Origin of the sequence: Miniphocaeibacter halophilus, from assembly GCF_016458825.1 — a bacterium.
Taxonomy (GTDB): domain Bacteria; phylum Bacillota; class Clostridia; order Tissierellales; family Peptoniphilaceae; genus Miniphocaeibacter; species Miniphocaeibacter halophilus.
Map to the genome: position 1 here is coordinate 1,927,093 of NZ_CP066744.1, position 26,694 is coordinate 1,953,786.

Annotated in this window: 31 protein-coding genes; all 31 read left to right on the forward strand. The window is 26.5% G+C overall.

Going from position 1 to position 26,694, the window contains the following annotated elements:
- The 31 genes from JFY71_RS09610 to JFY71_RS09760 all read left to right on the forward strand — a co-directional run bounded on the left by JFY71_RS09610 (position 1) and on the right by JFY71_RS09760 (position 26,692).
- Positions 1-714, forward strand: coding sequence for a tRNA threonylcarbamoyladenosine dehydratase (locus JFY71_RS09610; RefSeq protein ID WP_243660572.1), 714 nt, complete (start codon positions 1-3; stop codon positions 712-714).
- Complete coding sequence (locus tag JFY71_RS09615; RefSeq protein ID WP_243660573.1) at positions 714-1,154, forward strand: SoxR reducing system RseC family protein; 441 nt, start codon at positions 714-716, stop codon at positions 1,152-1,154. The genes JFY71_RS09610 and JFY71_RS09615 overlap by 1 nt, the downstream gene beginning before the upstream one ends.
- A 1-nt stretch (position 1,155) precedes the next feature.
- Positions 1,156-2,397 (forward strand): serine hydroxymethyltransferase, encoded by a 1,242-nt coding sequence (locus JFY71_RS09620; RefSeq protein WP_243660574.1) that lies wholly within the window; start codon positions 1,156-1,158, stop codon positions 2,395-2,397.
- Between the two features lie 95 nt (positions 2,398-2,492).
- On the forward strand, positions 2,493-3,809 hold the full coding sequence (gene der, locus JFY71_RS09625) for a ribosome biogenesis GTPase Der (protein WP_243660575.1): 1,317 nt from the start codon (positions 2,493-2,495) through the stop codon (positions 3,807-3,809).
- Positions 3,809-4,396, forward strand: coding sequence for a glycerol-3-phosphate 1-O-acyltransferase PlsY (gene plsY / locus JFY71_RS09630; RefSeq protein ID WP_243660576.1), 588 nt, complete (start codon positions 3,809-3,811; stop codon positions 4,394-4,396). The genes der and plsY overlap by 1 nt, the downstream gene beginning before the upstream one ends.
- Before the next feature lie 77 nt (positions 4,397-4,473).
- The gene (locus JFY71_RS09635) at positions 4,474-5,661 is read left to right on the forward strand and encodes an acetate/propionate family kinase (protein ID WP_243660577.1); all 1,188 of its coding nucleotides are present in this window, start codon (positions 4,474-4,476) and stop codon (positions 5,659-5,661) included.
- A 159-nt stretch (positions 5,662-5,820) separates the two neighbouring features.
- Positions 5,821-6,003 (forward strand): 50S ribosomal protein L32, encoded by a 183-nt coding sequence (gene rpmF / locus JFY71_RS09640; RefSeq protein WP_243660578.1) that lies wholly within the window; start codon positions 5,821-5,823, stop codon positions 6,001-6,003.
- A 91-nt stretch (positions 6,004-6,094) separates the two neighbouring features.
- Positions 6,095-7,090, forward strand: coding sequence for a phosphate acyltransferase PlsX (gene plsX / locus JFY71_RS09645; RefSeq protein WP_243660579.1), 996 nt, complete (start codon positions 6,095-6,097; stop codon positions 7,088-7,090).
- Complete coding sequence (locus JFY71_RS09650) at positions 7,087-7,311, forward strand: acyl carrier protein (protein ID WP_243660580.1); 225 nt, start codon at positions 7,087-7,089, stop codon at positions 7,309-7,311. Before plsX ends, JFY71_RS09650 begins: the two co-directional genes overlap by 4 nt.
- A 6-nt stretch (positions 7,312-7,317) precedes the next feature.
- Positions 7,318-8,043 (forward strand): ribonuclease III, encoded by a 726-nt coding sequence (gene rnc, locus JFY71_RS09655; protein WP_243660581.1) that lies wholly within the window; start codon positions 7,318-7,320, stop codon positions 8,041-8,043.
- Positions 8,036-9,112, forward strand: coding sequence for an elongator complex protein 3 (locus JFY71_RS09660; protein ID WP_243660582.1), 1,077 nt, complete (start codon positions 8,036-8,038; stop codon positions 9,110-9,112). The genes rnc and JFY71_RS09660 overlap by 8 nt, the downstream gene beginning before the upstream one ends.
- Positions 9,113-9,116: 4 nt before the next feature.
- A complete protein-coding gene (smc, locus tag JFY71_RS09665) occupies positions 9,117-12,632 on the forward strand; it encodes a chromosome segregation protein SMC (protein WP_243660583.1) in 3,516 nt (1,171 codons plus the stop codon).
- Positions 12,633-12,640: 8 nt separating this feature from the next.
- The gene (gene ftsY / locus JFY71_RS09670; RefSeq protein ID WP_243660584.1) at positions 12,641-13,750 is read left to right on the forward strand and encodes a signal recognition particle-docking protein FtsY; all 1,110 of its coding nucleotides are present in this window, start codon (positions 12,641-12,643) and stop codon (positions 13,748-13,750) included.
- A 63-nt stretch (positions 13,751-13,813) separates the two neighbouring features.
- Positions 13,814-14,158, forward strand: coding sequence for an Asp23/Gls24 family envelope stress response protein (locus JFY71_RS09675; RefSeq protein ID WP_243660585.1), 345 nt, complete (start codon positions 13,814-13,816; stop codon positions 14,156-14,158).
- A gap of 52 nt (positions 14,159-14,210) precedes the next feature.
- On the forward strand, positions 14,211-14,618 hold the full coding sequence (nusB, locus tag JFY71_RS09680; protein ID WP_243660586.1) for a transcription antitermination factor NusB: 408 nt from the start codon (positions 14,211-14,213) through the stop codon (positions 14,616-14,618).
- Positions 14,615-15,952, forward strand: coding sequence for an exodeoxyribonuclease VII large subunit (xseA, locus tag JFY71_RS09685; RefSeq protein ID WP_243660587.1), 1,338 nt, complete (start codon positions 14,615-14,617; stop codon positions 15,950-15,952). Before nusB ends, xseA begins: the two co-directional genes overlap by 4 nt.
- Positions 15,945-16,178: an exodeoxyribonuclease VII small subunit gene (gene xseB / locus JFY71_RS09690; RefSeq protein ID WP_243660588.1), complete on the forward strand. Its 234-nt coding sequence runs from the start codon at positions 15,945-15,947 to the stop codon at positions 16,176-16,178. The genes xseA and xseB overlap by 8 nt, the downstream gene beginning before the upstream one ends.
- On the forward strand, positions 16,168-17,013 hold the full coding sequence (locus JFY71_RS09695) for a polyprenyl synthetase family protein (protein ID WP_243660589.1): 846 nt from the start codon (positions 16,168-16,170) through the stop codon (positions 17,011-17,013). The genes xseB and JFY71_RS09695 overlap by 11 nt, the downstream gene beginning before the upstream one ends.
- Positions 17,014-17,015: 2 nt before the next feature.
- On the forward strand, positions 17,016-17,828 hold the full coding sequence (locus JFY71_RS09700; RefSeq protein WP_243660590.1) for a TlyA family RNA methyltransferase: 813 nt from the start codon (positions 17,016-17,018) through the stop codon (positions 17,826-17,828).
- Complete coding sequence (locus tag JFY71_RS09705; protein WP_243660591.1) at positions 17,812-18,264, forward strand: arginine repressor; 453 nt, start codon at positions 17,812-17,814, stop codon at positions 18,262-18,264. Before JFY71_RS09700 ends, JFY71_RS09705 begins: the two co-directional genes overlap by 17 nt.
- A 4-nt stretch (positions 18,265-18,268) precedes the next feature.
- Complete coding sequence (gene recN, locus JFY71_RS09710; protein WP_243660592.1) at positions 18,269-19,975, forward strand: DNA repair protein RecN; 1,707 nt, start codon at positions 18,269-18,271, stop codon at positions 19,973-19,975.
- Complete coding sequence (locus tag JFY71_RS09715) at positions 19,972-20,511, forward strand: NUDIX hydrolase (protein ID WP_243660593.1); 540 nt, start codon at positions 19,972-19,974, stop codon at positions 20,509-20,511. Before recN ends, JFY71_RS09715 begins: the two co-directional genes overlap by 4 nt.
- Entirely contained in the window at positions 20,504-21,136 is a 633-nt protein-coding gene (locus tag JFY71_RS09720) for a site-2 protease family protein (protein WP_243660594.1), read from the forward strand. The genes JFY71_RS09715 and JFY71_RS09720 overlap by 8 nt, the downstream gene beginning before the upstream one ends.
- Entirely contained in the window at positions 21,136-21,858 is a 723-nt protein-coding gene (locus tag JFY71_RS09725; protein WP_243660595.1) for a segregation and condensation protein A, read from the forward strand. The genes JFY71_RS09720 and JFY71_RS09725 overlap by 1 nt, the downstream gene beginning before the upstream one ends.
- Positions 21,859-21,862: 4 nt before the next feature.
- Positions 21,863-22,408, forward strand: coding sequence for an SMC-Scp complex subunit ScpB (scpB, locus tag JFY71_RS09730; protein ID WP_243660596.1), 546 nt, complete (start codon positions 21,863-21,865; stop codon positions 22,406-22,408).
- Positions 22,395-23,084: a pseudouridine synthase gene (locus JFY71_RS09735; RefSeq protein WP_243660597.1), complete on the forward strand. Its 690-nt coding sequence runs from the start codon at positions 22,395-22,397 to the stop codon at positions 23,082-23,084. The genes scpB and JFY71_RS09735 overlap by 14 nt, the downstream gene beginning before the upstream one ends.
- Entirely contained in the window at positions 23,084-23,443 is a 360-nt protein-coding gene (locus tag JFY71_RS09740) for a hypothetical protein (RefSeq protein WP_243660598.1), read from the forward strand. The genes JFY71_RS09735 and JFY71_RS09740 overlap by 1 nt, the downstream gene beginning before the upstream one ends.
- Positions 23,436-24,005 (forward strand): tRNA 5-(aminomethyl)-2-thiouridylate-methyltransferase MnmM, encoded by a 570-nt coding sequence (mnmM, locus tag JFY71_RS09745; RefSeq protein WP_243660599.1) that lies wholly within the window; start codon positions 23,436-23,438, stop codon positions 24,003-24,005. Before JFY71_RS09740 ends, mnmM begins: the two co-directional genes overlap by 8 nt.
- Entirely contained in the window at positions 24,002-25,234 is a 1,233-nt protein-coding gene (locus JFY71_RS09750; protein WP_243660600.1) for a BaiN/RdsA family NAD(P)/FAD-dependent oxidoreductase, read from the forward strand. Before mnmM ends, JFY71_RS09750 begins: the two co-directional genes overlap by 4 nt.
- A complete protein-coding gene (gene cmk, locus JFY71_RS09755; RefSeq protein ID WP_338041866.1) occupies positions 25,227-26,120 on the forward strand; it encodes a (d)CMP kinase in 894 nt (297 codons plus the stop codon). The genes JFY71_RS09750 and cmk overlap by 8 nt, the downstream gene beginning before the upstream one ends.
- Positions 26,120-26,692, forward strand: a complete 573-nt coding sequence (locus JFY71_RS09760; RefSeq protein WP_243660601.1) for a lysophospholipid acyltransferase family protein — start codon at positions 26,120-26,122, stop codon at positions 26,690-26,692. The genes cmk and JFY71_RS09760 overlap by 1 nt, the downstream gene beginning before the upstream one ends.
- Positions 26,693-26,694: the final 2 nt, after the last annotated feature.

The window sequence follows — 26,694 nt, forward strand, 5'->3', positions numbered from 1 at the left end:
ATGGAAAATAATTTTTTACAAAGAACAGAATTACTAATAGGAAAAGAATCTCTAAACAAATTAGCCAACTCTAAAATATTGATTTTTGGAGTTGGTGGTGTTGGAGGTTATGTTGTTGAAGGACTAGCTAGAGCTGGAATAGGCTCGATAACAGTTGTAGATTTTGATACAATTGATATAACCAATATTAATAGACAAATCATAGCTTTACATTCTAACATAGGTGCCTACAAAGTGGATGTTATAGAACAGAGAATAAAGGATATTAATCCGAAATGTAAGGTTGCTAAATTTTATGAAAAATTAGTACCTAATAATATTGATAAATTTTCCTTAAAAGAATATGATTATATTGTAGATGCAATAGATAGTGTCCAAGGTAAAATTGCTTTAGCAGAATTTTGCTATAATAATAATATTAATTTATTTTCGTCTATGGGAGCTGGTAATAAATTAGATCCTAAAAGATTTAAAGTGTCTGATATTGGAAAAACAAGTGTCTGTCCATTGGCAAGAACTATGAGGGCTAAATTAAAAAAGAAGAATATAAAAAAACTTAAAGTGGTATGGTCGGATGAATTACCTAAAAAAAATAACAATACAAATAATGGTTCAAATAAAACACCAACCTCTAGTATTAGTTTTGTACCATCTGTAGCAGGACTTATTATTTCAGGAGAAATAATTAATGAACTAATTTCAAAGGAGAATTAATGGATAAAACAGGTGTAGTAATAGATAGTAATAATAATCATATAGATGTCTTAGTAGTAAGAGAAAGTGGCTGTGGTGGGAACTGTAGTTCCTGTGCAGGCTGCAGTTCAGAAAACAAACCTATGATTGTTAAAATAGAAAATGATTTAAACGCTAAAAAGGGAGATAGGGTATTACTTTCAATAAAAAACGGTACCATTTTTAAATATTCTATAATAATGTACTTTATTCCACTAATATTCTTTGTTTTTGGCATTATTAGTGGTATAATAATATTTAGTGGAAATAACGTTTCCAGTCAAGAGATTAAAAGCTTAGGTCTTGGCATAATATTTCTACTAATTTCATTATTTGTTTTAAAAATTTTAGATAATAGGATTTTTAATAAAAATAATGGTGTGATTAGGGCAATAAAAATTATTAATTTTGAGGAGGAGTAAAATGAGTTTAAGATCTTTACCACAATTGGAAAAGTTCGATAAGGAAATTTATGATGCTGTAAAAAATGAGACACAAAGACAAAGAGACCATGTGGAGTTAATAGCATCAGAAAACTTTATTTCAGAAGCTGTTTTAGAAACTTTGGGAACAACATTAAATAATAAGTATGCAGAAGGTTACCCTGGTAAGAGATATTATGGTGGTTGTGAATTTGTTGATATAGCTGAAGATCTTGCAAGAAATCGTCTATGTGAATTATTTGGAGCTGACCATGCAAATGTTCAACCTCATTCAGGAGCAAATGCTAATATGGCTGTATATTTAGCTGTTCTTAAACCAGGTGATACTGTTTTAGGAATGAATTTGTCTGAAGGTGGTCATTTAACTCATGGTTCACCAGTTAACATTTCCGGTTTATATTATAACTTTGTTGATTATGGAGTTGATCCAGAAACAGAAACAATAGATTACGATCAAGTAAGAGAACGAGCTTTAGAGCACAAACCAAAACTAATAGTTGCAGGTGCTAGTGCTTATTCAAGAGAAATAGACTTTGCAAAATTCAAAGAAATTGCTGATGAAGTGGGAGCATATTTTATGGTAGATATGGCTCATATAGCTGGATTAATTGCTGTTGGCGAACATCCTAGTCCAATTCCATATGCAGATTTTGTAACAACTACAACACACAAAACTCTTAGAGGTCCAAGAGGTGGAGCTATTTTATGTAAAGCAGAACACGCTAAAAAAATAGATAAAGCAGTTTTCCCAGGATTACAAGGTGGACCATTAGAGCATGTTATAGCTGCTAAAGCTGTATGCTTTAAAGAAGCATTAACAGATGAATTTAAAGAATATATAAAACAAGTTAAGAAAAATGCCGTTGCATTGGGAGAAGCTTTAACAGAAGGTGGAATTAGATTAGTTTCCGGTGGAACAGATAATCACTTATTATTATTAGATGTAAGAAATTTAGGCTTAACAGGAAAAGAAGCTGAAGCTTTATTAGAAGAAGTAAATATAACTACAAATAAAAATACTATTCCAAATGATCCTGAATCACCATTTGTTACTTCTGGAGTAAGAGTTGGTACTCCTGCAGTTACAACTAGAGGAATGAAAGAAGATGGATTTAGAGAAATAGGTAAATATATGGTACAGGCTTTAAAGAAGGAAAGACCTGCTGCTGATATTAAGGCTGATGTACTTAAATTAATGAGTAATTACAAATTATATGAATAAAAAATAAGTAAACTTGGGTTAGCCAGTTAGCCCAAGTTTTTTTATTGGATTAAAGGAAATCATTATGTTATTATATCTAAGAAAAGAGGTGTTATATGAAAAAACCAATAGTAGCAATTGTAGGTAGACCTAATGTAGGAAAATCTACTTTATTTAATAGAATTGTAGGAAAAAGAGTTGCAATTACTCAAGATGATCCGGGAGTTACTAGAGATAGATTATACCAGGAAGCTGAATGGCAAAATAGATATTTTAGTTTAGTAGATACCGGTGGAATAGAAATCGATGCAAAGGAGAGATTTTCTAAAGAAATAATCAATCAAGTTGAATTAGCCATAGATACTGCTGAAATAATTTTATTTGTTGTAGATGGAAGAACAGGCATTACACCTGATGATAGAGAAATAGCAAACTTATTACGAAAATCCAAAAAAGAAATTATATTAGTTGTTAATAAAATTGATAATAAAAAATTTGAAGATAATATATATGAGTTTTATGAATTAGGGATAGAGAATATAAAATCTATAAGTGCTGAGAATTCTATGGGTTTAGGAGACCTTTTAGATGATATAGTTGAAAAGTTTCCGGTGGATTTAGACGTAGAAAGTGATGAAGACATTACAAAAGTTGCAATAATAGGAAAACCAAATGTAGGTAAATCTTCTCTTATTAATCGCTTATTAGGAGAAGAAAGGATGATAGTAACAGATATTGCAGGAACTACAAGAGATTCAATTGATAGTAAGTTTAAATACAATGGTGAAGACTATATATTAGTAGACACGGCAGGACTAAGAAGAAAAAGAGCTATAAATGAAGAGGTTGAAAGATTTAGCGTTGTTAGAACATTAGATGCAATAGATAAATCGGATATTTGTGTATTAATGATAGATGCAAAAGAAGGGGTTACCGAACAGGACTCAAAAATCATAGGATATGCTCATGACCAAGGAAAGGCTATGATTATTTCAGTTAATAAATGGGACTTAGTTGAAAAAGATAATAAATCCTATACTAATTTTGAAAGAGAAATAAGAAATAAACTTGGATTTATAAATTATGTACCTATTATATTTATGTCTGTAAAAAATAATTTAAGAGTGTATAAATTATTTGAACTCATAGAACAAATCAACAATAATTATTCTATGAGAATTAGTACAGGAATTTTAAATGATATTATAAACGATGCAATATTGCACAATCCTCCTCCAACAGACAAGGGAGAGAGGCTAAAAATATTCTATATTACCCAAGTGGCAGTTAGACCTCCAAAGTTTATAATATATGTTAATAAATCAAGTTTAATGCACTTTTCATATATTAGATATATTGAAAATCAAATTAGAGAGAACTTTCATTTTACCGGAGTACCATTAATTTTTGAATTAAGAGAACGAGGTGACTAATGGGAATTTTTTTTCTTGCAATAATATCTTATTTTGTTGGAAATATTTCTGGCGGTTTAATACTTAGTAAATTATTATTTAAACAAGATATTAGGGAGTTTGGTAGTGGTAATACTGGAACGACTAATGCCTTGAGAGTATTTGGTAAAAAAATAGGAATATTGACTTTTATAATCGATTTTCTTAAAGGTCTAATAATTACCTATATAGGTAGTAAAATTTATGGTGATATTGGAATGTTTACAGCTGGATTAGCAGTTGTATTAGGACATGATTGGCCAATTGTATATGGCTTTAAAGGTGGTAAAGGAATTGCTACTTCTTTTGGCGTATTAATGGCTATATCGCCATTACATATACTTGCTGTATTTGGAGTTTTTCTAATTATAGTAGCAATTTCTAAATATGTTTCCTTAGGTTCGGTATCAGTAGCGGTATTGTGTATTTTTGTAGGTATTTATTTTATTGTAAAAAAAGAGTTCTTTTATGGTGGAATTTTATATATAATATTAGCAGTGATTACTATTTTTAAACATAGAGGAAATATATATAGACTTTTAACTGGCAATGAGTCTAGAATCAAATAAAATTTGTTAAATTTATGTTATAATCAACTTTAGATTAGATAACGATTATTAAATTAAATATATATTTAGGAGGAAATATGAAGGTTTTAGTAGTAAATTGTGGTAGTTCGTCATTAAAATATCAATTATTCAACATGGATGACGAATCAGTTATGGGAAAGGGACTTGTTGAAAGAATTGGTATTGAAGGATCAAAAATAACTCAAACAATTAATGGAGATAAGTACTCAAAGGAAGAACCTATTGAAGATCATACAAAAGCTATAAAAATGGTATTTGATTTTTTAACAGACAAGGACCATGGAGTAGTTGAATCTGTAGATGAAATAGGAGCAATAGGCCACAGAGTTTTACATGGTGGAGAGGAATTAATTGACTCTACATTAATTGATAATAAAGTAAAAGATATAATAAGGGATTACATAAAATTTGGCCCTTTGCATAATCCAGCAAATTTAATGGGTATAGAAGCTTGTGAAAAAATAGTACCGGGAAAACCAAATGTTGCAGTTTTTGATACTGCCTTCCATCAAACAATGCCAGCATATAATTATTTATATGGAATTCCATATAAATATTATGAAAAATATAAACTTAGAAAATTCGGATTCCATGGAACAAGTCATAAATACATTACCCATAGAACAGCTGAATTATTAGGAAAGAATGTAGATGATATAAATATTATAAGTTTACACTTAGGAAATGGATCTAGTTTAGCGGCTATAAAAAATGGTAAATGTATAAATACAACAATGGGACTTACTCCATTAGAAGGATTAATAATGGGTACACGTTCAGGAGATTTAGATCCAACAATTATTTCTTTCCTACAAAATGAAGAAAACTTGTCTCCAGATGAAATTAATACAATTTTAAATAAAGAATCAGGTGTTCTAGGTATTTCTGGGTTAAGTAGTGACTTTAGAGACTTAGAAGAAGCTCATGAAAAAGGAGATGAAAGAGCAACTTTAGCATTAAATATGTTCCATAATAGAATAAGAAGATTTTTAGGAGCATATATGATAGAATTAGGTAGAGTTGATGCTATATGTTTTGCTGGCGGCGTAGGGGAAAATGGCACAGATACAAGATATCAAGTTACAAAAAATCTTGAAGATTATGGTTTGATTTTAGATGAAGAGAAAAATCAAACTAGAGGAGAAGCTTGTATATCAAAAGCCGATTCACAAACCAAAATCTTTATAGTACCAACTAACGAAGAATTGATGATTGCAAGAGATACTTTAAAAATAGTTAAGTAATTATTGACAATTTATCAATAAATTTGTATAATGAATTTTGTTGTATGTATAAATTTATTCATAAAGCTTAGTTTTAGATATATGGGATTGTCAACCTACCCATATCTAATTGTTTAATACATTTGAATAACAGCTTTAATATTCAAGGGAGGTGTACCAATGGCAGTACCAAAGAGAAAAACATCCAAAACTAGAAGAGATAAAAGAAGAGCTTCTTCATATAGATTACCAAAAGTAACTATACAAGAGTGTTCAAATTGTCATGAACCAAAATTACCACATAGGGTTTGCAGATCTTGTGGATATTATGATGGTAAGGAAATAATTTCAGTAGAAGATTAATAGTTTAAAAAGATAGGTATTTACCTATCTTTTTTTGTATTATTAATTATTAATAGAATATGTTAAAATACTATTAGTAAAGAGGTGTGAAATGAAAATATTAGTGGATACTTTGGGAGCGGATAAAGGTTATGAGGAAATAGTAAAGGGAGCCTTAAAAGCTTTAGAAAATCATAATAATCTATATCTAACCTTTATAGGCAATGAAGAAGAAATAAAAAAACTAGTCAAAAATAATACAGATAAAATTAATTATATAGATACAAATGAATACATAAAAAATGATGAAGAACCAGCATTAGCTATTAGAAGGAATAAGAAATCATCATTACATTTAGGACTTAAGGCTTTAAATGAGAAGGAATACGATGGGCTTATTTCTTGTGGAAGTACAGGAGCTTTATTAGCCGGAGCAACATTAATAACCAAAAGACTACAGAATATAAGTAGGGCGGCATTAACTATTGTGTTTCCAACAGAAAAAAACCCCTGTGTACTTTTAGATGCTGGGGCTAATATGGACTGTCCTCCTGAATTATTAGTTCAATTTGCATTAATGGGTAGTGTTTACTCCAAAGGTGTTTTAAATACGAATAATCCAAAGGTAGGCTTGTTAAGCGTTGGAACAGAGGAAGGAAAGGGAGATAAACTTAGAAAAGACACCTATGAATTATTGAAAAATTCCGACCTTAATTTTCAAGGTAATGTTGAAGCAAGGGATCTACTTTCAGGAAATTCCGATGTAATTATAACAGATGGTTTTTCAGGAAATGTTTTGTTGAAATCAACAGAAGGTACTGCTATAACAATTATGGGTAGACTAAAAAAAGGTATATTAGGTTCTTTTAAAGCAAAAATAGGAGCTTTATTATTAAAGGACGTATTAAAAGATGTCAAGAATATGTTAGACTACAATGAATATGGTGCAGCACCACTATTAGGAGTTAAAAAAGCTGTTTTTAAAGCTCATGGAAGTAGCAATGCTAGAGCAATAGAAACAGGTATAGATGCAATGGTGAAATTTGTAGAAAATGATATAATTAATAAGATAGAGAAAGAATTAGCCAAAAAGGAGATTGAAGAATGATTTACGATAAAGTTGTAGATATTATAAAAGAAGAATTTAAAGTTGATAATATTAGTGAAAATACAGTTATCAGAGAAGATTTAGGAACAGATTCTATTGGACTATTAGAACTTGTAATGGCAATAGAGGATGAATTTGATATTGAAATTTCAGATGAGAATTTAGATAATATAGTAACAGTTAAAGATATAGTAGACAATATAGAAAAATTAAAGAAGTAGGACATTTTGGAACTAAGTAATAGTAGAATTAAGTTATTAAAACAATTAGAAAAAGAAATATTATATGATTTTAAGGATTTGAAAATTTTAGATTCGGCTTTTCACCATATATCTAAAGTAAACGAACAAGAAGATTCAAGTTATAAATCAAATGAAAGAATGGAATTTCTAGGAGACTCTATACTTGGATTAGTATTTAGCGAATATTTTTATAAGAAATACAGAGATATTGATGAAGGTGAACTGACAAAACTAAAAAGTGAAGTAGTTTGCGAAGAGAGTTTTTCAAATGCAGCAAAACATTTTAATTTAGGAAAGTATTTAATATTAGGTAAAGGCGAAGAAAAGTCTGGCGGTAGACAAAGAAATTCTATTTTATCAGATACTTTTGAAGCCTTATTTGCTGCAATCTACTTAGATTCTAATTCCTATAGTACAGTATATGAATTAATTACCAAAAAGCATATTAATATATTTGATAATTACTTAAAAATTAATAAGAATAACTATAATTATAAAGCTATTTTACAAAATTATGTACAAATTAAATATAAAAGTAAAGTAAAGTATAGACTGGATAAATCTATTGGACCAGATCATGCAAAAGTATTTTTTGTTACTGCTATGTATAATAATATAGAATTAGAGCAGGGTAAAGGAAAAAACAAAAAGCACGCTGAGCAAAAAGCAGCGAAAAATTCTATAGAGAAATTAGGTATTGAAATTGAGTAAGTTAAATATTATACCGGTATTTGTACCACATTACGGTTGCCCAAATGATTGTATTTTTTGCAACCAAAGGAAAATAACTAATAAAAATTATGCTGATGATTTAATAAAAACAAGGTTAGATATTGAAGAATACCTAACTTTTTTTTCGAATAAAAACAAGGAAACTCAAATAGCTTTTTATGGTGGAAGCTTTACTGGTTTAAAAGAAGATGTTATGGTTGAGTATTTAAAATTGGCTAATTATTTCATAGATAAAAAATTAGTTAATTCTGTAAGATTATCTACTAGACCAGATTATATAGATGATAATATATTAGAGATTCTTAAATTTTTTAATGTAAAAACTATTGAGTTAGGAGTCCAATCTCTCGATGACGATGTTTTATATTATAATAATCGTGGACATAATTCAAATGTGGTATTTGAAGCAGCAAAAAAAATAAAAGAATATGGATTTGAACTAGGCCTGCAACAAATGGTTGGGTTATACAAGGACGATTTTGAGAAATCATTAGATACAGCAAGAAAATTTGTAGAAATAGGACCTAAATTTGTAAGAATCTATCCTACCTTAGTAATTAAAGATACAGAATTGGAAAGATTGTTTTTAAAGGGTGTCTATAAGCCTTTATCGATTTATGAGGCGATTAATATTATAAAACCAATTTATATTATGTATACTTTAAATAAAATTGATGTAATTAGAATAGGCTTACAACCTACAGATAATATTAACGAAGGAAAAGATGTTATAGCAGGACCATTTCATGCCGCTTTTCGCCAATTGGTTTTACAAGAAATATTTAAAGAGATATTATCCAAAGAATTAGATATATTCAAAGACAGTAGTGAAGTGTCTATCTTTACCAATAAAAAAAATATTTCATATGTAGTTGGAAATAATGGAGAAAATAAAAAATATTATTCTAGTGAATTTAAAATAAAAAAACTTAAATTTATTGGAACAGATGACAATTACAATAATATTATAATTAAAACGAATAATAAAAAAACTAATATAGATATTTACAATTATTACAAAAAATATTTGCAAAGTTTAGAGGTGTAACTATTTGAAATTACAATCAATAGAGATTCAGGGATTTAAATCCTTTAAGGATAAAATTAAATTACAATTTAATAAGCCTATTTGTGCAATAGTTGGACCTAATGGAAGTGGAAAATCAAATATATCAGATGCAATTAGATGGGTTTTAGGTGAGCAAAGTGTAAAGTCCTTACGGGGAAGTAAAATGGAAGATGTTATTTTTTCAGGGACAAACAAATACAAACCTTTAAATTTTGCACAGGTATCTTTAAACTTTGATAATATTGAAAAATGGATTCCAGTTGAATATAGTGAAGTAAATATTACCAGAAGGGTTTTCAGAACAGGAGAATCAGAGTATTATATAAATAAAAAGCCTTGTCGATTAAAGGATATTAGAGAAATATTTATGGATACAGGTATAGGCAAGGAAGGGTATTCTATTATTGGACAAGGAAGAATAGATGAAATCCTATCTTCTAAAAGTGAAGATAGAAGATTTATTTTTGAAGAAGCTTCAGGAATATCTAAATATAAATATAAAAAAGAAGAATCCTTAAAAAAACTTGATAAAACTATTTCTAACTTAGGTAGAATTGAAGACATTTTAAATCAGAAAGTTGATCAGAGAGATTATTTAAAAGAGCAATCTGATAAAGCTAAAATAGGATTAGAATTAACAAATGAAATAAAACTGTTGGATTTGTATTTTAATAAATTGGAAATTGAAAAAAGTGAAATAGAAATTTCGAAAAACATTAAAGAAACTTCCTCATTAAAAGAAGATATTAATAAAAATAAAAATACTATCGAGTCTTTAAATGAAGAAATAAACTTACTAGAAAAAGAAGTGGATCTATTAAAAGAAAAATATGAAAGTTTACAATTGGAATATAGTAAGTTAGAGAAGAATATAAATGATATAAATCTACAGGTAAAATTAAACGAAGAAAAAATCAAGTACGAAGACTCGGAAATAATTAGATTAAAAGAGGAAGAAAAGTACTTATTAGAAAAAGAAAATACTTTAAAGATTAAAATTGAAAAAAATATTAAACAACAGAAAGAACTTGAAGAAAGTATAAAGGAAATATCTAAAAAAATAGAAGATTATAATATAGAAAAAAATACATTTTCAAAGAAACTTGAAGAAAATAAAGAAATTTTAAAAAAACTTGAAGAAGATAAAGAAATTTATACTGAAAAATTAAAGAATATTGAAGTAGAACAAAGAACTGAAGAAAACATTGAAAATACTAATCGAGAAAAAATAAAAAATAATGAATTAATAAGAGATAAATTATTAAAAGAAATTGAAGCTTTAAAGGATAGTAATAATTTAAAAAGAAATGAATTAAAAGATGTTGATAGCAGTATTGATAATTTAATTAGCAATATTAAAGAATTAGAAGAAGAAATTAATAATTTAAACAGTGCTATAGAAGAAAAAAACAATAAGAAATCAGATACTTCTATTCAAATTAAAGACTTAACAAGAGAATTTTTGTTTTATAAAAATATAATAGAAAATTATGAAGGATATAATAGACAGGTAAGTACATTTTTTAAAAAAATCAAAAATTCTAAATTAAATTTACTACCATTAGGTACTTTAGCTGAATTAATAAATGTAGAGGAAAAATATTCCATAGCAATAAATAATGTTTTGTCTGGAACATTGCAAAATATTGTTGTTGATACTGAAAATGACGCTAAGGTGTTAATTGACTTTCTTAAAAAAGAAAAAATTGGAAGATTGACATTTTTACCATTAAACAAAATTAAAGGAAGAAATCCAATACCTAAATTTAATGATGATAAAATATTGTCCATAGCATCTGAAATAATTGAATGTGATGATAAATATAAGTCATTAATCAATTATTTTTTAGGAAAGACTATTTTAGTTACTAATATTGATGATGCAATAATTATAAGCAAGAAATATAAACAGTTTAGGGTTGTATCTTTAGATGGGGATATTTTCAATTCTTGGGGTTCTGTAATAGGTGGGTATTCAAATAAGAAAAAGACCATTAATATTATTAATAGAAAAAAGAACCTAGATATTATAAATAGTAAATTAGAAGAGTTAAAACGTGAGTATAGTCTATTAGAAAACGAAATAACTCAACTTCAAAAAAAATTAATAATTAAAAAAAATTTATATAATGAAAAAAACAAAAATTTAGAAAAGTTCTTTGAAGAAAAGAAAATAAAAGAGAAGAATATTGAAGAAATTAAAACACAGATTTTTATTAAAGAAAATTCTTTAAATGAAATTGAAAATTCGATTAAGGAATTTTATTCAAAATCAAAGGATTTAAAGAATATAATAAATGTAGATGAAATAAAAGAAGAATTAGAAAAAATAAAAGATAACTATAATGTTGTTGAAGAAAAAATTATACAAACTAATTCAAAAATCAATTATTTAGATCTAGAAATAATAAAAGAAGATTCTAAACTAGAAGCTTTTAAAAGAGATTTAGGTATTAATGACAATAATAGAAGTGAATTAAAAAATGAACTAGAGGATACAGACAATAGAATAAGAACTATTTCAAATAATATAGTAGAACTTACTAGCAACTTAAAAAATAGAAAAGAAAAATTAAAGGTAGATAACTATAATTTAGATGAAGTAAATAATAAGGCAAAATTATTAGAGGAAATCATTCCTACAGAAAAATCCAATTATGAATTACAGTTAAAATTATTCTTAGACAAAAAAGATGAGGTAAATGATTTAAAAAATATTTCATCAAAATTAGAATATAATTTAGATATAATAAATAATAAAATAGAAAATCTTAACAATAATAAAAACAAAATATTATCCATTATTCTTGAAGAATACAATGTATTTTTAGAAAAGTTTACATTGGTATACAATATAGATAATAAAAGTAAAAGCGATTTGAAGAAATCAAAAACCAAATTAAAGGAACTAGGATATTTTAGTACCGATTCCATTGAAGAATATAAAATAATAAATGATGAAGTAGAGTTTTTAACTGCACAAAAGGAAGACCTATTAAATTCTAAAGATGATATAGAAAATATTATTAAAAATTTAGATATAGATATGAAAAAAATGTTTGCTAAAAGTTTTGAAGAAATTAATATAAAATTTAATGATATTTTTCATATCCTATTTGATGGTGGACATGCAAGTTTAGAAATACAGGATAATGATATTTTAAATGGTGGAATTGATATAGTAGCAGAGCCGCCTGGAAAAAAATTACAGAATCTATCTTTATTATCAGGTGGGGAAAGAGCTTTAACTGCTGTAGCGTTATTATTTGCGATTTTTGAAACCAGTCCATCACCTTTTTGTATTCTCGATGAAATTGATGCAGCTTTAGATGAGGCTAATATTTCAAGATATACTAAATATTTAAAATCATTTACAGACACTACTCAATTTATAATGATTTCACATAGAAAGACGACAATGGAAATAGCAGATATTCTTTATGGTGTAAGTATGGAAGAAGAGGGAGTAAGTAAAGTTATATCTTTAGAAATTGAATAGGAGGAAATATGTTTAAAAATTTTTTTGATAAATTTAAAAATAAAGACGATGAGGAAAATAAAGAAATTGAAGAAATCGAGGAAAAAGAAGAAAATAAAGAAGGGGATATTAATTTAGAAGAGAAAAACCATGATTTGTCTTCTGAAAAAGAAGAAGAATTAATTGAAGAAACAAATCAAGAAGAAGAAATTACAGAGGAGAAAGAAAGCTTTTTCAGTAAGTTAAAAAAAGGATTAACTAAAACTCGTGACAATATTTCTAATAAAATAGATACGATTTTAGCAAGTTATCAAAAAGTAGATGAGGATTTATTTGAAGAAATTGAAGAAACTTTAATTTCAGCAGATGTTGGGGTAGATTCTACTATGCAAATAATAGATGAACTAACAGAAAGAGTTAAGTTAGAAAGAATAAAAGATCCTCAAGAAGTAAAAAGTATTTTAATATCAATTATGAAACAAAAATTAGCTGAAGCAGTACCAAATAATAATCTTGACACTTCAAAAAGTCCAACGATTATACTAGTAGTTGGAGTAAATGGAGTTGGAAAAACTACAACTATAGGAAAAATGGCTGCCAAATTAAAACAACAGGGTAAAAAAGTAATGTTAGTTGCAGCTGATACATTTAGAGCAGCAGCTATTGAACAATTAACCGAATGGGCAAATAGGGCTGGTGTGGATATTATTTCTCATAAAGAAGGAGCAGATCCTGCTTCTGTAGTTTTTGATGGAATAGCTTCTGCTAAGTCAAAGAATGTAGATGTCTTAATTTGTGATACTGCAGGTAGATTGCACAATAAAAAGAATTTAATGAATGAGCTTAATAAAATACATCGTGTTGTTGAAAGGGAGTATCCTGAAGCTTATAAAGAAACTTTATTAGTAGTAGATGGTACTACAGGTCAAAATGCAATTTTTCAAGCAAAAGAATTTAAAGAAGTTGCTGAATTAACAGGTGTAGTAATTACTAAACTAGATGGAACAGCAAAGGGAGGAGTAGTATTTCCTTTAGAAATTGAATTAGGTTTACCAGTAAAATTAATTGGAGTAGGAGAACAAATAGATAATTTAATGGAATTTGATTCAGATAATTTCGTAGATGCAATATTTAATTAATAATTATTCGTTTATTTGAAAATATACAAGTTTTTTGTTAAAATTATACAACGGGGGTACGTTATGCTTAATAAAAATAAATTTAAAAATGGTTCTGTAAAAATATCTAATGATATTGTAAATAAAATTGCAGGAACCTCTGCTTTAGAGGTTGAAGGTGTTTCTGCTCTAATTGGAACTATGGGTGAAAAAATAACTAATCCAAAAAAAGGAGTAATGAAAGCTACTGAAGTTGAAATTGGAAGAGACTATGTTATAGTTAGCATAAATTTAGTTTTAGATTCTGAATCTAAAATACCAGAGACAACAAAATCAGTTCAAAATAAAGTTAAAAGTGATATTGAAAATATGACAGGTTTAAGTGTAAGCCAGGTTAATATTAATGTAGTAGGAATAGATTATAATTAGAAAATACCCTCTTTAAAAAAAGTTAAAGAGGGAATTTTTGTGTGGAGGAATTTTGAGTAGAAAATCAGCAAGAGAATGGATTGTAAAATATATATTTCAAGCAACAATTAATGAAGAGTATAACAATGAAAATTTTGAGAAATTTTGTGAAAATTTTGAAATAAATAGTAATGAAAAGGAATTTATAGAATTTTCAATTAATTCCATTTTTGAAAATTTAAATATAATAGATGAAAATATTGAAATAAATCTTATTGGTTGGGAATTTAATAGATTATCTAGCATTGACAAATCTATTTTGCGAGTAGCAACTAATGAAATTTTATTCAATGAAAATATTCCAAATAAAGTATCAATTAATGAAGCTGTAGAAATAGCAAAAAGATATTCTTCAGATGATGCCTACAGATTTATTAATGGAGTTTTAGGATCAATATCAAGAAAGAGTTTAGCAGAATGACAAAAGCAATAAAAATAAAGGAATTGAGTAAATATATTAATTCTTTAGTAAAGCGTGATCCAATTTTAGCGAATTTACACGTAGAGGGAGAGGTTTCTAACTTTAAAATATCATCAGGTAATGTTTATTTTGTTTTAAAAGATGAAGCTGCAGCCTTAAGATGTATTATTTTTAAGAATATGGGATTAGCAAAAACCATATCTATTAAAGATGGTATGAAAGTTATAGCTAGAGGATCACTTACAACATATGATTATGGTAGTTATTATCAATTATTAGTAAAAGAAATTGTATCCGATGGAATAGGGGATATATATCAACAATTTGAAATTTTAAAAAATAAATTAGCTAAGGAAGGACTGTTTTCACTAGACCATAAAGTAAGCATTCCTAGTATGCCGAATTCCATTGGAGTGATAACATCTCCAACAGGGGCAGCAGTTAGGGATATTATAAATACCATAAGAAGAAGATTTCCAATAGCAAATATTTATATTTACCCTTCTAAAGTCCAGGGAAATGATGCACCTGAAAGTTTAATTAAAGGGTTGAAATTTTTTGATAAATCTAAATTAGTTGACACTATTATAATAGGTAGAGGTGGAGGATCCTTTGAAGATTTAAATAGTTTTAATGATGAAACTTTACTTTATGAAATTCATAATACTAAAACTCCGGTAATATCAGCAGTAGGTCACGAAATTGATAATATGTTATCGGATTACGTTGCAGATCTTAGAGCTGCCACTCCAACAGCAGCTGCAGAATTAGCAACTCCTGAAATTAATGACTTAAAGAATGATTTAAATAAGTCGATAAATTTATTGAATAAATATTTTTATAATTATTTTATTGAAGAGAAAAAAGTTTTAGATTTTTACTTTAAAGAAATTAATTATTATAATCCTAAAGAGAGAATTTTAAATTTAAAAAGAGAGTTAATATATATAAAAGAAAAACTTGAAAAAAATAATTTGAATTATTTTACTTCTGAAAAAAATAAAATAAATAGTATATATTTAAAAATTAAGAATTTTAATCCTATTAACAAAATAAAAAAGGAAAGAGAAAAACTTAAAGTTTTAAATAAATTATTGACTATGAATATGAATAATTTACTTTCTAAAGAAAAATTTAAAATTGATAGTTTTAAAATCAAATTAGATAATTTTGATTCAAATAAGGTTTTAAAGTATGGCTATGCTAAAATCTATTTAAATAAAAAGCCAATAGGGAGCATAGAAGATGTTAACATTGATGATAAAGTTGAGATTTGCTTTCACAATGGAGTAGCAGGAGCTTTAATAGAAAATAAGGAGAATAAGTTTGAGTAATAATTTTAGTGAATATGAAAAAGGAATTGAAAGATTAAATGAAATTTTAGAAAAAATGGAAAACGGAGATATTTCTTTAGAAGAGAATGTTTTGTTATATGAAGAGGGAATTAAGCTTCATACTAAATTATCTAAAATTTTAGAAAGAGAAGAAGGTAAAATTAGAATTATTTCCGAGAATAATATTGAAGAGATAGATGAGATGAATTTTTTAAATGAAGAATAATAATTTTGTAAAAGATTTAAGATTCAGACAAGAAATAATTAATCAGAAACTAAGTATGATTTTTGTTGACAATGACATATTATCTAAAGCTTCAAAATATGCAATTATAAATGGTGGTAAAAGATTAAGGCCAATCCTACTTATTGAATTTGCTAAACTTTTTTCTAAGGTAAATAACTATATTTATGATTTCGCACTAGCTTTAGAATTAATACATAATTATTCTTTAGTCCATGATGATTTACCATCTATGGACAATGATGATTATAGAAGGGGAAATTTAACTGTACACAAAAAATTTGGTGAAGATATAGCCATCCTTGTAGGAGATAATTTACTTAATTCATCATATGAAATTTTATTTAATCTTATTTCACAGGAAGAAAATAAGGACAATATTATTGAAGCAAGTAAGTATTTGGCAAATAAAGCAGGAAAAAATGGCATGATAGAAGGTCAAATTTTAGATATATCGAATGATTTTACAAACTCGGAAGAAATTTTAAACATGTATAATAAAAAAACCTGTGCTCTAATAATGGCAGCGTGTAAATGTGGTGCGATTTTAGGTAATGGAAATAATAAAGAAGTTAAATTAGCAGAAGAGTTTGGCCATGCATTAGGATTATCCTTTCAAATTCAAGATGATATTCTAGATTATGAAGAGGATAAAAAAATAGGTAAAGTAACATTTGCTAACTATACGTCAAAAGAGAATGCAGAAAAAGTATTGGTAGAGTATTCCAATAAAGCAATTAATATTTTAAATGAATTTAAAGAAGATACTAGTTTTCTTAATGATTTAGTAAAATATTTAATAAATAGGACTATTTAGTTATGGAAGAAAAAAGAGTAGATATTCTTTTAACGGAATTAGGATACTCAAAATCTCGAACATATTCTAAAGAATTAATTAAACAAAAAAGAGTTTATCTTAATAATAAATTAGTTACCAAGCCTTCAACCTTAGCTAATAAAGATAATATAAAAGTTATTGCAGGAAAGGATTATGTTTCAAGAGGTGCCTACAAACTAATTAAAGCCTTAGAAATTTTTAATATTGAGGTTAATAATAAAATATGTTTGGATATAGGTTCTTCAACAGGTGGATTTACACAAGTATTATTAGAATATGGTGCAAAAAAAATATATGCATTAGATGTAGGAACAAGTCAATTAGATAAGAGTATAAAAGATAATCCAAAAGTTATTTCTCTAGAGAACACCAATATAAAAAATATAGATACAGATGTATTCTATAAATATAATTTAGAAATTATAACCATAGATATTTCATTTATATCGATTAAGAAAATACTTTTTATATTGGAAGAAATAGTACATGATTTTACGAATATTATTATTCTTATAAAACCACAATTTGAAGGTAATAGTACATTGTTAAAAAAGGGAATTGTTAATAAAAAGTTTCATTATAATATTCTTAGAGATATTATCGATTATATTAATAAGAATGGTTTCATAGTTATGAATTTAAGCTTTTCGCCTATTCTGGGAAAAGAAGGAAATGTTGAGTATTTAGCACATTTAGTAAAGGGAAAACAGAAAAAAATATTTCCAAAAGATATTATAGTAGAAACTATTGAATCAGCATTTGATAAAAGGAGAAGAAATGAAGAAATATACTAGACAAAGACTGATTTTAGATTTAATTCAAGATAATGAAATTCATACACAGGAAGAATTGTCAGATCTTTTGGAAAAAAGTGGAGTTAGGGCAACACAGGCTACTATTTCTAGAGACATTAAAGAATTAAGAATTTCTAAAGTACAAACAAGAGATGGTGAATATCATTATGCAATAATTGATACAGTCCATGATTCTTTAAATGAACGTTTGGATAAAATATTTAAATCTGCAGTTTTAACTGTAAAACACAATAATGATATGGTTATTGTTAAAACTATTTCTCATACTGCAACTGTATGTGCAACATCTATTACAAATGCAAAAATAGATAATATAAGTGGAATAATTGCAGGAAATGATACAATATTTATTGCAGTTGAAGATAAGGACAAGTTGGATATTACGGTTAATGATATTAAATCAATTATAAGGTAGAATTATGCTTTCAGAATTATACATAGAAAATTTTATTATTATAAAAAAACTTAATATAGAATTTTCCAATAGATTCAATGTAATTACAGGAGAAACCGGTTCTGGAAAATCGATATTGGTTAATTCTCTACAGTTATTACTCGGAGGAAGATTTCAAAAAAGCTTCTTCGGGAAATATGGAAATAAATCCATAGTAGAAGGTAAATTTTTAGTATATGATGTTAATAAGTTAAAAGAATTTCAAGACGCAGGTTACATTTTAGATGATAGTGAACTTATTATTACCAGAGAATTACATTCAAGTGGAAAGACATCCAATAGGATTAACGGTAGAAATATTAGTCTAGCTTTATTAAAGGAGCTAATGGATGGACTTATGGACATTCATAGCCAAAATGAAAATCAAACTCTTTTAAAAAAGGAAAATTATTTAAATTTAATAGATTCCTTTAATCCAGATGTAATCAATAAAGAACTAATAAAAATTGAAAAAATTTTAAAGGAAAAAGACAACTTATTAAAAGAAATTAAGGGCTTGGAATTTTCACCTCAAGAATTAGATAGAGAAAAAGATATACTACAATATCAATTATCTGAACTTGAAGAGTTAGATTTAGAAAATATAAATGAAGAAGAAATTTTATCTGAATATACATTACTAAGTAATGTTGAGGAAATAATAAATGATTTAAATAGCTTTTCAAATTTATTTAGTTCTGAAGATTATAATAGTTTAGATGTTTTTACTATGCTTGGTAAAAGTAAGGAATTATTAGGCGATGTTAAAGATAAGGATAAAAACATTGAACCTTATTATGAGGAGATAAATAATATATACTTTCAATTAGAAGATATAGTTTCAGATATAAGCAGATATGCAAGTAATTTATATATTGATGATGAAAAGTTAGCTATACTTAATAGTAATATAGAAACTTTAACAAACTTAAAAAGAAAATATGGAGCAAGCATAGACGAATTAATTGTTTTTAGAAATAATATCTATAACAGAATAAATAAGCTTAATAATATTGAAGATAATTTAGAATATTTAAAAAAACAATTAGATGAAAACAATAAAGCCTTAAATAAGGTAGCCACTGTTTTAACAAGTGAAAGAAAGAAAATTGCTCAAAAGTTAGAAAAAGAAATTCTTTTTAATATTAAAGATTTAAATATGCCAAATGCAAAATTCAAAATTGAATTTTTGGAATTAGAAAATGTTGGCAATTTAGGAAAAGATAAGGCGGATTTTTTAATTTCTACTAATGTAGGACAAGATATTACATCTTTGACAAAAATAGCTTCAGGTGGAGAGTTATCCAGGATAATGTTGGGTTTTAAAACTGCATTAGCTGATGTAGATAATGTGGAAACTTTGATTTTTGATGAGATAGACTCCGGTATTAGTGGAAGGACAGCACAACTAGTTGGAGAAAAATTAATAGATATATCTAACTATAGACAGATTATTGTAATATCTCATCTGCCTCAAATTGCATCTTTAGCAGATAATCATCTATTAATAGATAAAGAGGAATTAGATGATAATACTATTTCAAAAATATACAGTATAGAAAACAAAGATAGAATAAATGAAATAGCAAGGTTAATTGGTGGCGTAAATATAACTGATACAACAATTAAACAAGCAAAAGAAATGATAGATCAAGGTATGAATTTACTTTTATCTAAAAGGAGTAAAAAATGACTTATGAAGAAAACACTATAAAAAGTGAAATGGTATATGAAGGAAGAATATTGAATTTAAGAATCGATACAGTTGAATTACCAAATAGAAAATATTCGAAAAGAGAAATAGTTGAGCATAATAATGCTGTGGCGATAATTGCTATTAAAGATAATAGAATTTTTTTCATAAAACAATATAGAAAAGCTGTTAATAAGGTCTTACTTGAAATTCCAGCTGGTCTTATTGATGCAAATGAATCTCCAAGAGAAGCTGCTTTAAGAGAATTACAAGAGGAAATAGGTTATAGTGCAAATAAACTGGAATTTTTATTTGATGGTTATTCTTCTCCAGGGTTTACAGATGAAAAAACATCTTATTTTTTAGCCCAAGATCTTTTTGAAAGTAAATTAGAGGCTGATGATGATGAATATTTGGAAGTTTTGGATTTTGATATTGATGAAGCTTTAAGAATGATAGATGATGGAGAAATAGAAGATAGTAAGACAATAACAGGAATTTTATATGTTTATAGAAAGTTAATGACAAATGATTAATAATGTAAAAATAATTGATACTTTGGCAATGGCAGTTGCTCTTTTAACTGCCTTAGTCTTACATGAGAATGCCCATGGAATAATGGCTTATTTTATGGGGGATGATACAGCTAAAAACAATGGTAGACTATCATTAAATCCATTAAAGCATCTATCTTTAATTGGAACATTATCTTTGTTTATATTTAAATTCGGATGGGCAAAGCCGGTACCAATTAATCCCTATAAATTCAAGAATAAAAGATTAGGTAATTTTTTAGTTTCAATAGCGGGAATTATGACTAATTTAATTTTAGCAATTATTTTTATTATTGTTTTTGGATTTATTAAAAATATGGATGTAACAAATTTATTTTCATTTTTCTTAATTCAGTTAATATCATACTTAATTTTATATAATGTATATTTAGCAATTTTTAATTTAATACCTATTCCTCCATTAGATGGTTCAAAAATTATTTATAGTTTTTTACCGGAAAAAATTGTTTATAAAATATCTTCCATGGAACAATATTTAAATATAATTTTAATTATATTGATTTTTTCAGGAGCAATTCCAAAAATTATAAGTACAGCAGCTTCGAGTTTGTTAAGTTTTTTATTTAATTTATTAAGGGTGTTTTAATGACTTTAAATATTGATACAGAATTTTACAATGGTCCTTTTGATCTTTTATTAAAATTAATAGAAAAAAATAAGATAGATATTTACGATGTTTTTTTAAGTGATATTACTGAACAATTTCTTTTGGAAGTTGAAACTCTAAAAATAAAAGATCCTGAAAATATAACGGAATTTATTTACTTAGCAAGTACTCTATTAGAAATAAAATCAAGAAAGCTATTACCTAAGAATGAATATTTAGATGAGGAAGAAGAAATTACTGAGGAAATATTATTAGGAAGGTTAATTGAATACAAGAAATTTAAAAAACTAAGTAAAGAATTTATTGAACTAAAAAAAAATGCTGATTACTATTTACCAAAATTTCAAGAGGATTTTTTAGAATATACTGTTGAAGAAGTTAAAAATGACATTATTGGTGATAGTAATTTATTACTTCAAGAATTATTGAATTTACTTGAAAGAAATAGAATTGAAGAAGAAAATTTGAAAAAATTTGAAATAATTAGAGCTGAAGAATACTCTGTAGAAGAATATATGGAAAATATACAATGGAAGCTTGAGGGAGAAAAAAAGCTTCCTTTAACTAGCTTTATAGAAAAAAATGGAACCAGGCAAGAAATTATAGTGGTTTTTTTATCTATTCTAGAATTAATAAAAACCAAAGTTGTAAAAGTTGTTCAAGAGGATGTTTTTTCAGAAATAATTGTAGAATTGAGATGATAATATGACTAATTTGAAATCTATAATTGAATCATTGCTTTTTGTATGGGGAGAACCATTATCATATAAGGAAATTGCAAAAGTAGTTGAAAGAGAAAACAGTGAAGTTAAAAGAACTTTGGAAGAAATGAAAGAGGAATATGAAAGAAATGACAGAGGTTTAGAGTTAAAAAGTTATAGTGGAGATTATCAATTTGTTACAAAAAAAGAAAATTTCGACTATATAAATAAACTAGTAGATAAAAAGAGAAAGAAGAAATTAAGTAATTCTGCCATGGAAGTACTATCTATAGTGGCCTATAAACAACCTGTTACAAGAATGGAGATTGAGGAAATAAGAGGTGTAAAATCCAATAGTTCAATTGATTCACTAGTAAATAGAAATTTAATTGAAGAAGTTGGTAGACTTGATAAAATGGGAAAACCAATTTTGTATGGAACGACTAAGGAATTTCTTAGAGTATTTTCACTAGATAGTTTGAAATCTCTTCCTAATTTAAAAGAAATTGAATTAATGTTGGAAGATGAGGAAGAAAATGAGAATAAATAAGTATTTAGCAAAAGCAGGAATAGCATCTAGACGGAAGGCAGAAGAATTAATACTAGAAGGAAAAGTATCCATTAATGATAAAGTTATACAGGAGCTTGGAACAATAGTAGAAGAGGGAGATATTGTAAAGTTTAATAATAGGGTAGTAAAACCTATTGATGAGCATATTTATCTACTATTAAACAAGCCGGTAGGTTATGTAAGTACAGTTGAAGATCCATATGCTGACAAGGTGGTCCTTGATTTAATTGATTTTAAAAATCGTATTTATCCAGTAGGTAGATTGGATAAGGATAGTCGAGGTTTATTGATTTTAACCAATGATGGAGAAATTACCCATAAATTAACACACCCAAGTAATGATTTTCCTAAAACATATATGGTAAAATTAAATTCTATGCCAGCAGAAAAAGATTTAAAAAAATTAGAATCTGGTATTATGATAGATGGTAGTTTAACTAAAAAAGCTAAAATTAAAAAAATATCTGATTTCCAATATAAAATTACAATTACAGAAGGCAGAAATAGACAAGTTAGAAAGATGTTTAAACATATAGGTTGTAAAGTTATAGATTTAAATAGAATAGCAATAGGCAATATTCGGGGAAATGGTTTAAAAGAAGGAGAATATAGAGCTTTATCAAAAAAAGAAATTAATTATTTAAGGAGTATTTAATGTATATTGTAAAAAATCCAATTTTAGAAGAACTTTACTTTATAAGAGATAAATTCGGAATAGAATTAAATATGGATTATAAAAATCCTAGCCTATATTATATTTTTAAAGAAGATAATAACATTATTGGATTTAGCGAAATTATTATTGCCGATAATCTACCTACATTAATTAAGTTTTATGTAGGAGAGGACTATAAAGATGAAGAAAAATTATTTTTTTTAAAAGGCACTGGTTCAAAAGTAAAGGATATGGGATTTGATTATTTAAAGAATAAAACTAATAGTTTACAATTTTATAAGAATAATTTAGAAGATATAAATTTAGATAAGCTTTTTTTAGGAACATGTAATGACTAGTATATTATTTAAAAATACAGTAGAAATAACTGACTACTATATTGATTTTTTTAAAAATAAAATTATTAATGCAATTGATATGACAATAGGTCATGGCAATGATATATATAAGATTGCCAAAACAGTAAATAAAGAAAGCGAAATATTAGGCTTTGATATCTCAGAAATAGCAGTTAAAAATACAAAAAAACAGCTAGAGGAATTTGAAAAACATAATATAAAAATCATAAGAGATAGTCATGAAAACATTAACAGATATACAGATAAAAAACTTGATTTAGTAATTTATAATTTAGGTTATTTACCAAAGGGAGATAAAAATATTACAACAGACTATAAGACTGTAATAAAAAGTTTAGAGTATGTTCTAAGTGCTTTAAATGAAAATGGAATTATTATAATGACATTTTATCCAGGTCATAATAGCGGTAAATTAGAATCTATTGAAATTGAAAAGTTTTTATCTAAAATAAATCAAAAGAAATATAATATATTAAAATATAGTTTTATAAATCAAATAAATAATCCACCATATGTTGTGGTTATAGAGAGGTTAAATTGAAAAATGTTGTCGTAATTGGTGCTGGACCAGCAGGAATATTAGCTGCAATAGCAGCAAAAACAATTAATAATAATGTTTTAATTTTAGAAAAAAATGAAAAAATCGGGAAAAAATTATATATTACCGGTAAAGGTAGATGCAATATTACTAATTACTCACCAATTGAAGATTTTTTTCCAATGATAAATAGTAATTCTAAATTTATGTATAGTGCTTTATATAATTATACAAATATGGACATATTAAACTTGCTAGAGAGTTATGGACTAAAATATAAAGTTGAAAGAGGTAATAGGGTTTTTCCTTATAGTGATAAATCTAGCGACGTTATAAAAACCTTTAACAAAATTTTACTTGATTTAAATATAAAGGTAAAATTAAATGAAGATATTCGATACATTGAAAAACAAGATGATGTTTTTAGAATTTATGGAAAAACTAATAAATATGAATCAGATTTTTTAGTAATAGCAACAGGAGGGATTTCTTATCCAGCAACTGGATCTACAGGAGCTGGACATAAATTTGCTAAGAATTTTGGACATAGTGTTACAAAATTAAACCCAAGTTTAGTTCCTATGGAAATAAAGTCAAATTATTTAAAGGAATTACAAGGAGTTAGCTTAAAAAATATTGAATTAGCAGTAAAAGTAGATGATAATATTATTTGTAAGGAATTTGGTGAACTGGTATTTACACATTTTGGACTATCTGGTCCAATAGTTTTAAAAGCCTCAAATTCAGTTCCAGAAAATAAAAATAATATTATTATTTCCATAGATTTAAAGCCAAAATTGGATTTAGAAACACTAGATAACAGAATCCAAAGGGATTTTGCCAAATATAGTAATAAAAATATTGAAAATGCTTTAGATGATTTATTAATTAAAAAGCTAATACCTGTAGTTTTAAAAGAATCCAAAATTAATTGTTTCAAAAAGGTGAATCAAATAACAAGGGAAGAACGACTTAGATTAATTAATACAATAAAGAATTTAAAGTTTGAACTAGTAGGATTAAGACCTATTAAAGAAGCAATTATTACAAAGGGAGGAATTTCCGTAAGGGAAATAAATCCTAAAACCATGGAAAGTAAAAAAATTGAAAATTTATATTTTGCCGGCGAAGTTATTGATATTGATGCAATGACAGGAGGATATAATTTACAAATTGCTTATTCTACTGGATATGCTGCAGGAAAAAGTATAAAGGAAAAAAGTAATGAATGATGAAATTATTATAGATGATTATATAAATAAGGATTTAAAGGAAATTTCTCAAGAAATTGTTTATAAAGTAGGGAGAACTAAGTTAAATATAGATTCTTTAATAATACAGCTACCAAAAGAAATGTATTATTTAGATGAAGATATTTTAAAAAAATTAGGGGATATTAATATTTTTATTACAAATAATATTAATAGCAGTAAGGAAGATAAGGGAATAATTGTAAAAATTAAAGAAAAAAAAGTTTTTAGAATTGCAATAGATGGACCATCTGCATCGGGGAAAAGTACAATTTCTAAATATTTAAGTGAAATTTTAGCCATAGACTATTTAGACACAGGAGCTATGTACCGTGCAATTACTTTCTATTTGTTAGAAAATGGATATTCGCTAACAGATGAGAATGAAATAGAAAAAGGAATTAAGAAAATTATTTTAAAGTATGACAACAATAACATTATAATAAATAATAAAATATTAAAGGATGAGTTAAGAACAGAAGTTGTTACTAAAAATGTATCTTTGATTTCAAGTTATAGTAGCGTTAGAAGTAAATTAGTTAATATTCAAAGAGAAATTGCTAAGAAAAACTCCATAATATTAGATGGAAGAGATATTGGAACTGTGGTTTTGCCTAATGCAGAATATAAGTTTTTTTTAGTAGCAGATCCGGAAGTTCGTGCTAGAAGAAGGCTAAAGGATAAAAATAGTAGATTAAATATGACCTTCGATGAAATAGTAGAAGATATTAAAAGAAGAGATTATCTTGATTCAACTAGGGCTATTTCACCTTTAAAAAAAGCGGAAGATGCTATTGTAATCGATTCTTCTAAATTAACTATTAATGAAGTTGTTGAAAATATATTAAAAAGTATTAGGGGTATATAATGTATTGGTTTTTTAGAAATATTTTATGGGTAGTATTAAGGATTATATTTAGAATTGAAGTCAAGGGAAAAGAAAATATAAATACAAGAGAAAAGCTTATTATTTGCTCAAATCACATAAGTATATTAGATCCATTAATTCTAGCCATAACTTATAATAGACAGATTCACTTTATGGCAAAAAAAGAATTGTTTGAAATACCTATTATAGGTAAACTATTTTATAAAGTTGGAGCATTTCCAGTCGATAGAAAAAAGGCTGATTTAAAAAGCATAAAACAATCTTTGAAAATATTAAAAGAAGATAAGGTCTTAGGTATTTTCCCGGAAGGCACTAGAGTAAATACTATTGATAAAAACAATGTGAAAGATGGAATAGGTATGATGGCTAATAGAGCTAATTCAGATATACTTCCTGTCCATATAGAGACGGAATACAAAATATTTAGGAAGGTGAAAGTTACTTATAAGCCTATAGTAAAAATTGATAAATTTCTAGAAGTTCCTAAAGAACTAAAAAATAGAACTATTACTTTAGCAGCTTATAATGAAATATATGATTTATCGGAGTAATT

What these genes read in the sequence shown, in the direction of transcription:
- cmk (WP_338041866.1), top strand. Translation starts at nt 25,227, where the DNA reads ATGAATGATGAAATTATTATAGATGATTATATAAATAAGGATTTAAAG.
- JFY71_RS09760 (WP_243660601.1), top strand. Translation starts at nt 26,120, where the DNA reads ATGTATTGGTTTTTTAGAAATATTTTATGGGTAGTATTAAGGATTATA.
- JFY71_RS09675 (WP_243660585.1), top strand. Translation starts at nt 13,814, where the DNA reads ATGCTTAATAAAAATAAATTTAAAAATGGTTCTGTAAAAATATCTAAT.
- der (WP_243660575.1), top strand. Translation starts at nt 2,493, where the DNA reads ATGAAAAAACCAATAGTAGCAATTGTAGGTAGACCTAATGTAGGAAAA.
- JFY71_RS09695 (WP_243660589.1), top strand. Translation starts at nt 16,168, where the DNA reads ATGAAGAATAATAATTTTGTAAAAGATTTAAGATTCAGACAAGAAATA.
- scpB (WP_243660596.1), top strand. Translation starts at nt 21,863, where the DNA reads ATGACTAATTTGAAATCTATAATTGAATCATTGCTTTTTGTATGGGGA.
- recN (WP_243660592.1), top strand. Translation starts at nt 18,269, where the DNA reads ATGCTTTCAGAATTATACATAGAAAATTTTATTATTATAAAAAAACTT.
- plsX (WP_243660579.1), top strand. Translation starts at nt 6,095, where the DNA reads ATGAAAATATTAGTGGATACTTTGGGAGCGGATAAAGGTTATGAGGAA.
- rpmF (WP_243660578.1), top strand. Translation starts at nt 5,821, where the DNA reads ATGGCAGTACCAAAGAGAAAAACATCCAAAACTAGAAGAGATAAAAGA.
- JFY71_RS09735 (WP_243660597.1), top strand. Translation starts at nt 22,395, where the DNA reads ATGAGAATAAATAAGTATTTAGCAAAAGCAGGAATAGCATCTAGACGG.
- ftsY (WP_243660584.1), top strand. Translation starts at nt 12,641, where the DNA reads ATGTTTAAAAATTTTTTTGATAAATTTAAAAATAAAGACGATGAGGAA.
- JFY71_RS09705 (WP_243660591.1), top strand. Translation starts at nt 17,812, where the DNA reads ATGAAGAAATATACTAGACAAAGACTGATTTTAGATTTAATTCAAGAT.
- mnmM (WP_243660599.1), top strand. Translation starts at nt 23,436, where the DNA reads ATGACTAGTATATTATTTAAAAATACAGTAGAAATAACTGACTACTAT.
- JFY71_RS09620 (WP_243660574.1), top strand. Translation starts at nt 1,156, where the DNA reads ATGAGTTTAAGATCTTTACCACAATTGGAAAAGTTCGATAAGGAAATT.
- plsY (WP_243660576.1), top strand. Translation starts at nt 3,809, where the DNA reads ATGGGAATTTTTTTTCTTGCAATAATATCTTATTTTGTTGGAAATATT.
- xseA (WP_243660587.1), top strand. Translation starts at nt 14,615, where the DNA reads ATGACAAAAGCAATAAAAATAAAGGAATTGAGTAAATATATTAATTCT.
- JFY71_RS09700 (WP_243660590.1), top strand. Translation starts at nt 17,016, where the DNA reads ATGGAAGAAAAAAGAGTAGATATTCTTTTAACGGAATTAGGATACTCA.
- JFY71_RS09720 (WP_243660594.1), top strand. Translation starts at nt 20,504, where the DNA reads ATGATTAATAATGTAAAAATAATTGATACTTTGGCAATGGCAGTTGCT.
- JFY71_RS09635 (WP_243660577.1), top strand. Translation starts at nt 4,474, where the DNA reads ATGAAGGTTTTAGTAGTAAATTGTGGTAGTTCGTCATTAAAATATCAA.
- JFY71_RS09615 (WP_243660573.1), top strand. Translation starts at nt 714, where the DNA reads ATGGATAAAACAGGTGTAGTAATAGATAGTAATAATAATCATATAGAT.
- JFY71_RS09725 (WP_243660595.1), top strand. Translation starts at nt 21,136, where the DNA reads ATGACTTTAAATATTGATACAGAATTTTACAATGGTCCTTTTGATCTT.
- JFY71_RS09610 (WP_243660572.1), top strand. Translation starts at nt 1, where the DNA reads ATGGAAAATAATTTTTTACAAAGAACAGAATTACTAATAGGAAAAGAA.
- JFY71_RS09715 (WP_243660593.1), top strand. Translation starts at nt 19,972, where the DNA reads ATGACTTATGAAGAAAACACTATAAAAAGTGAAATGGTATATGAAGGA.
- JFY71_RS09740 (WP_243660598.1), top strand. Translation starts at nt 23,084, where the DNA reads ATGTATATTGTAAAAAATCCAATTTTAGAAGAACTTTACTTTATAAGA.
- JFY71_RS09650 (WP_243660580.1), top strand. Translation starts at nt 7,087, where the DNA reads ATGATTTACGATAAAGTTGTAGATATTATAAAAGAAGAATTTAAAGTT.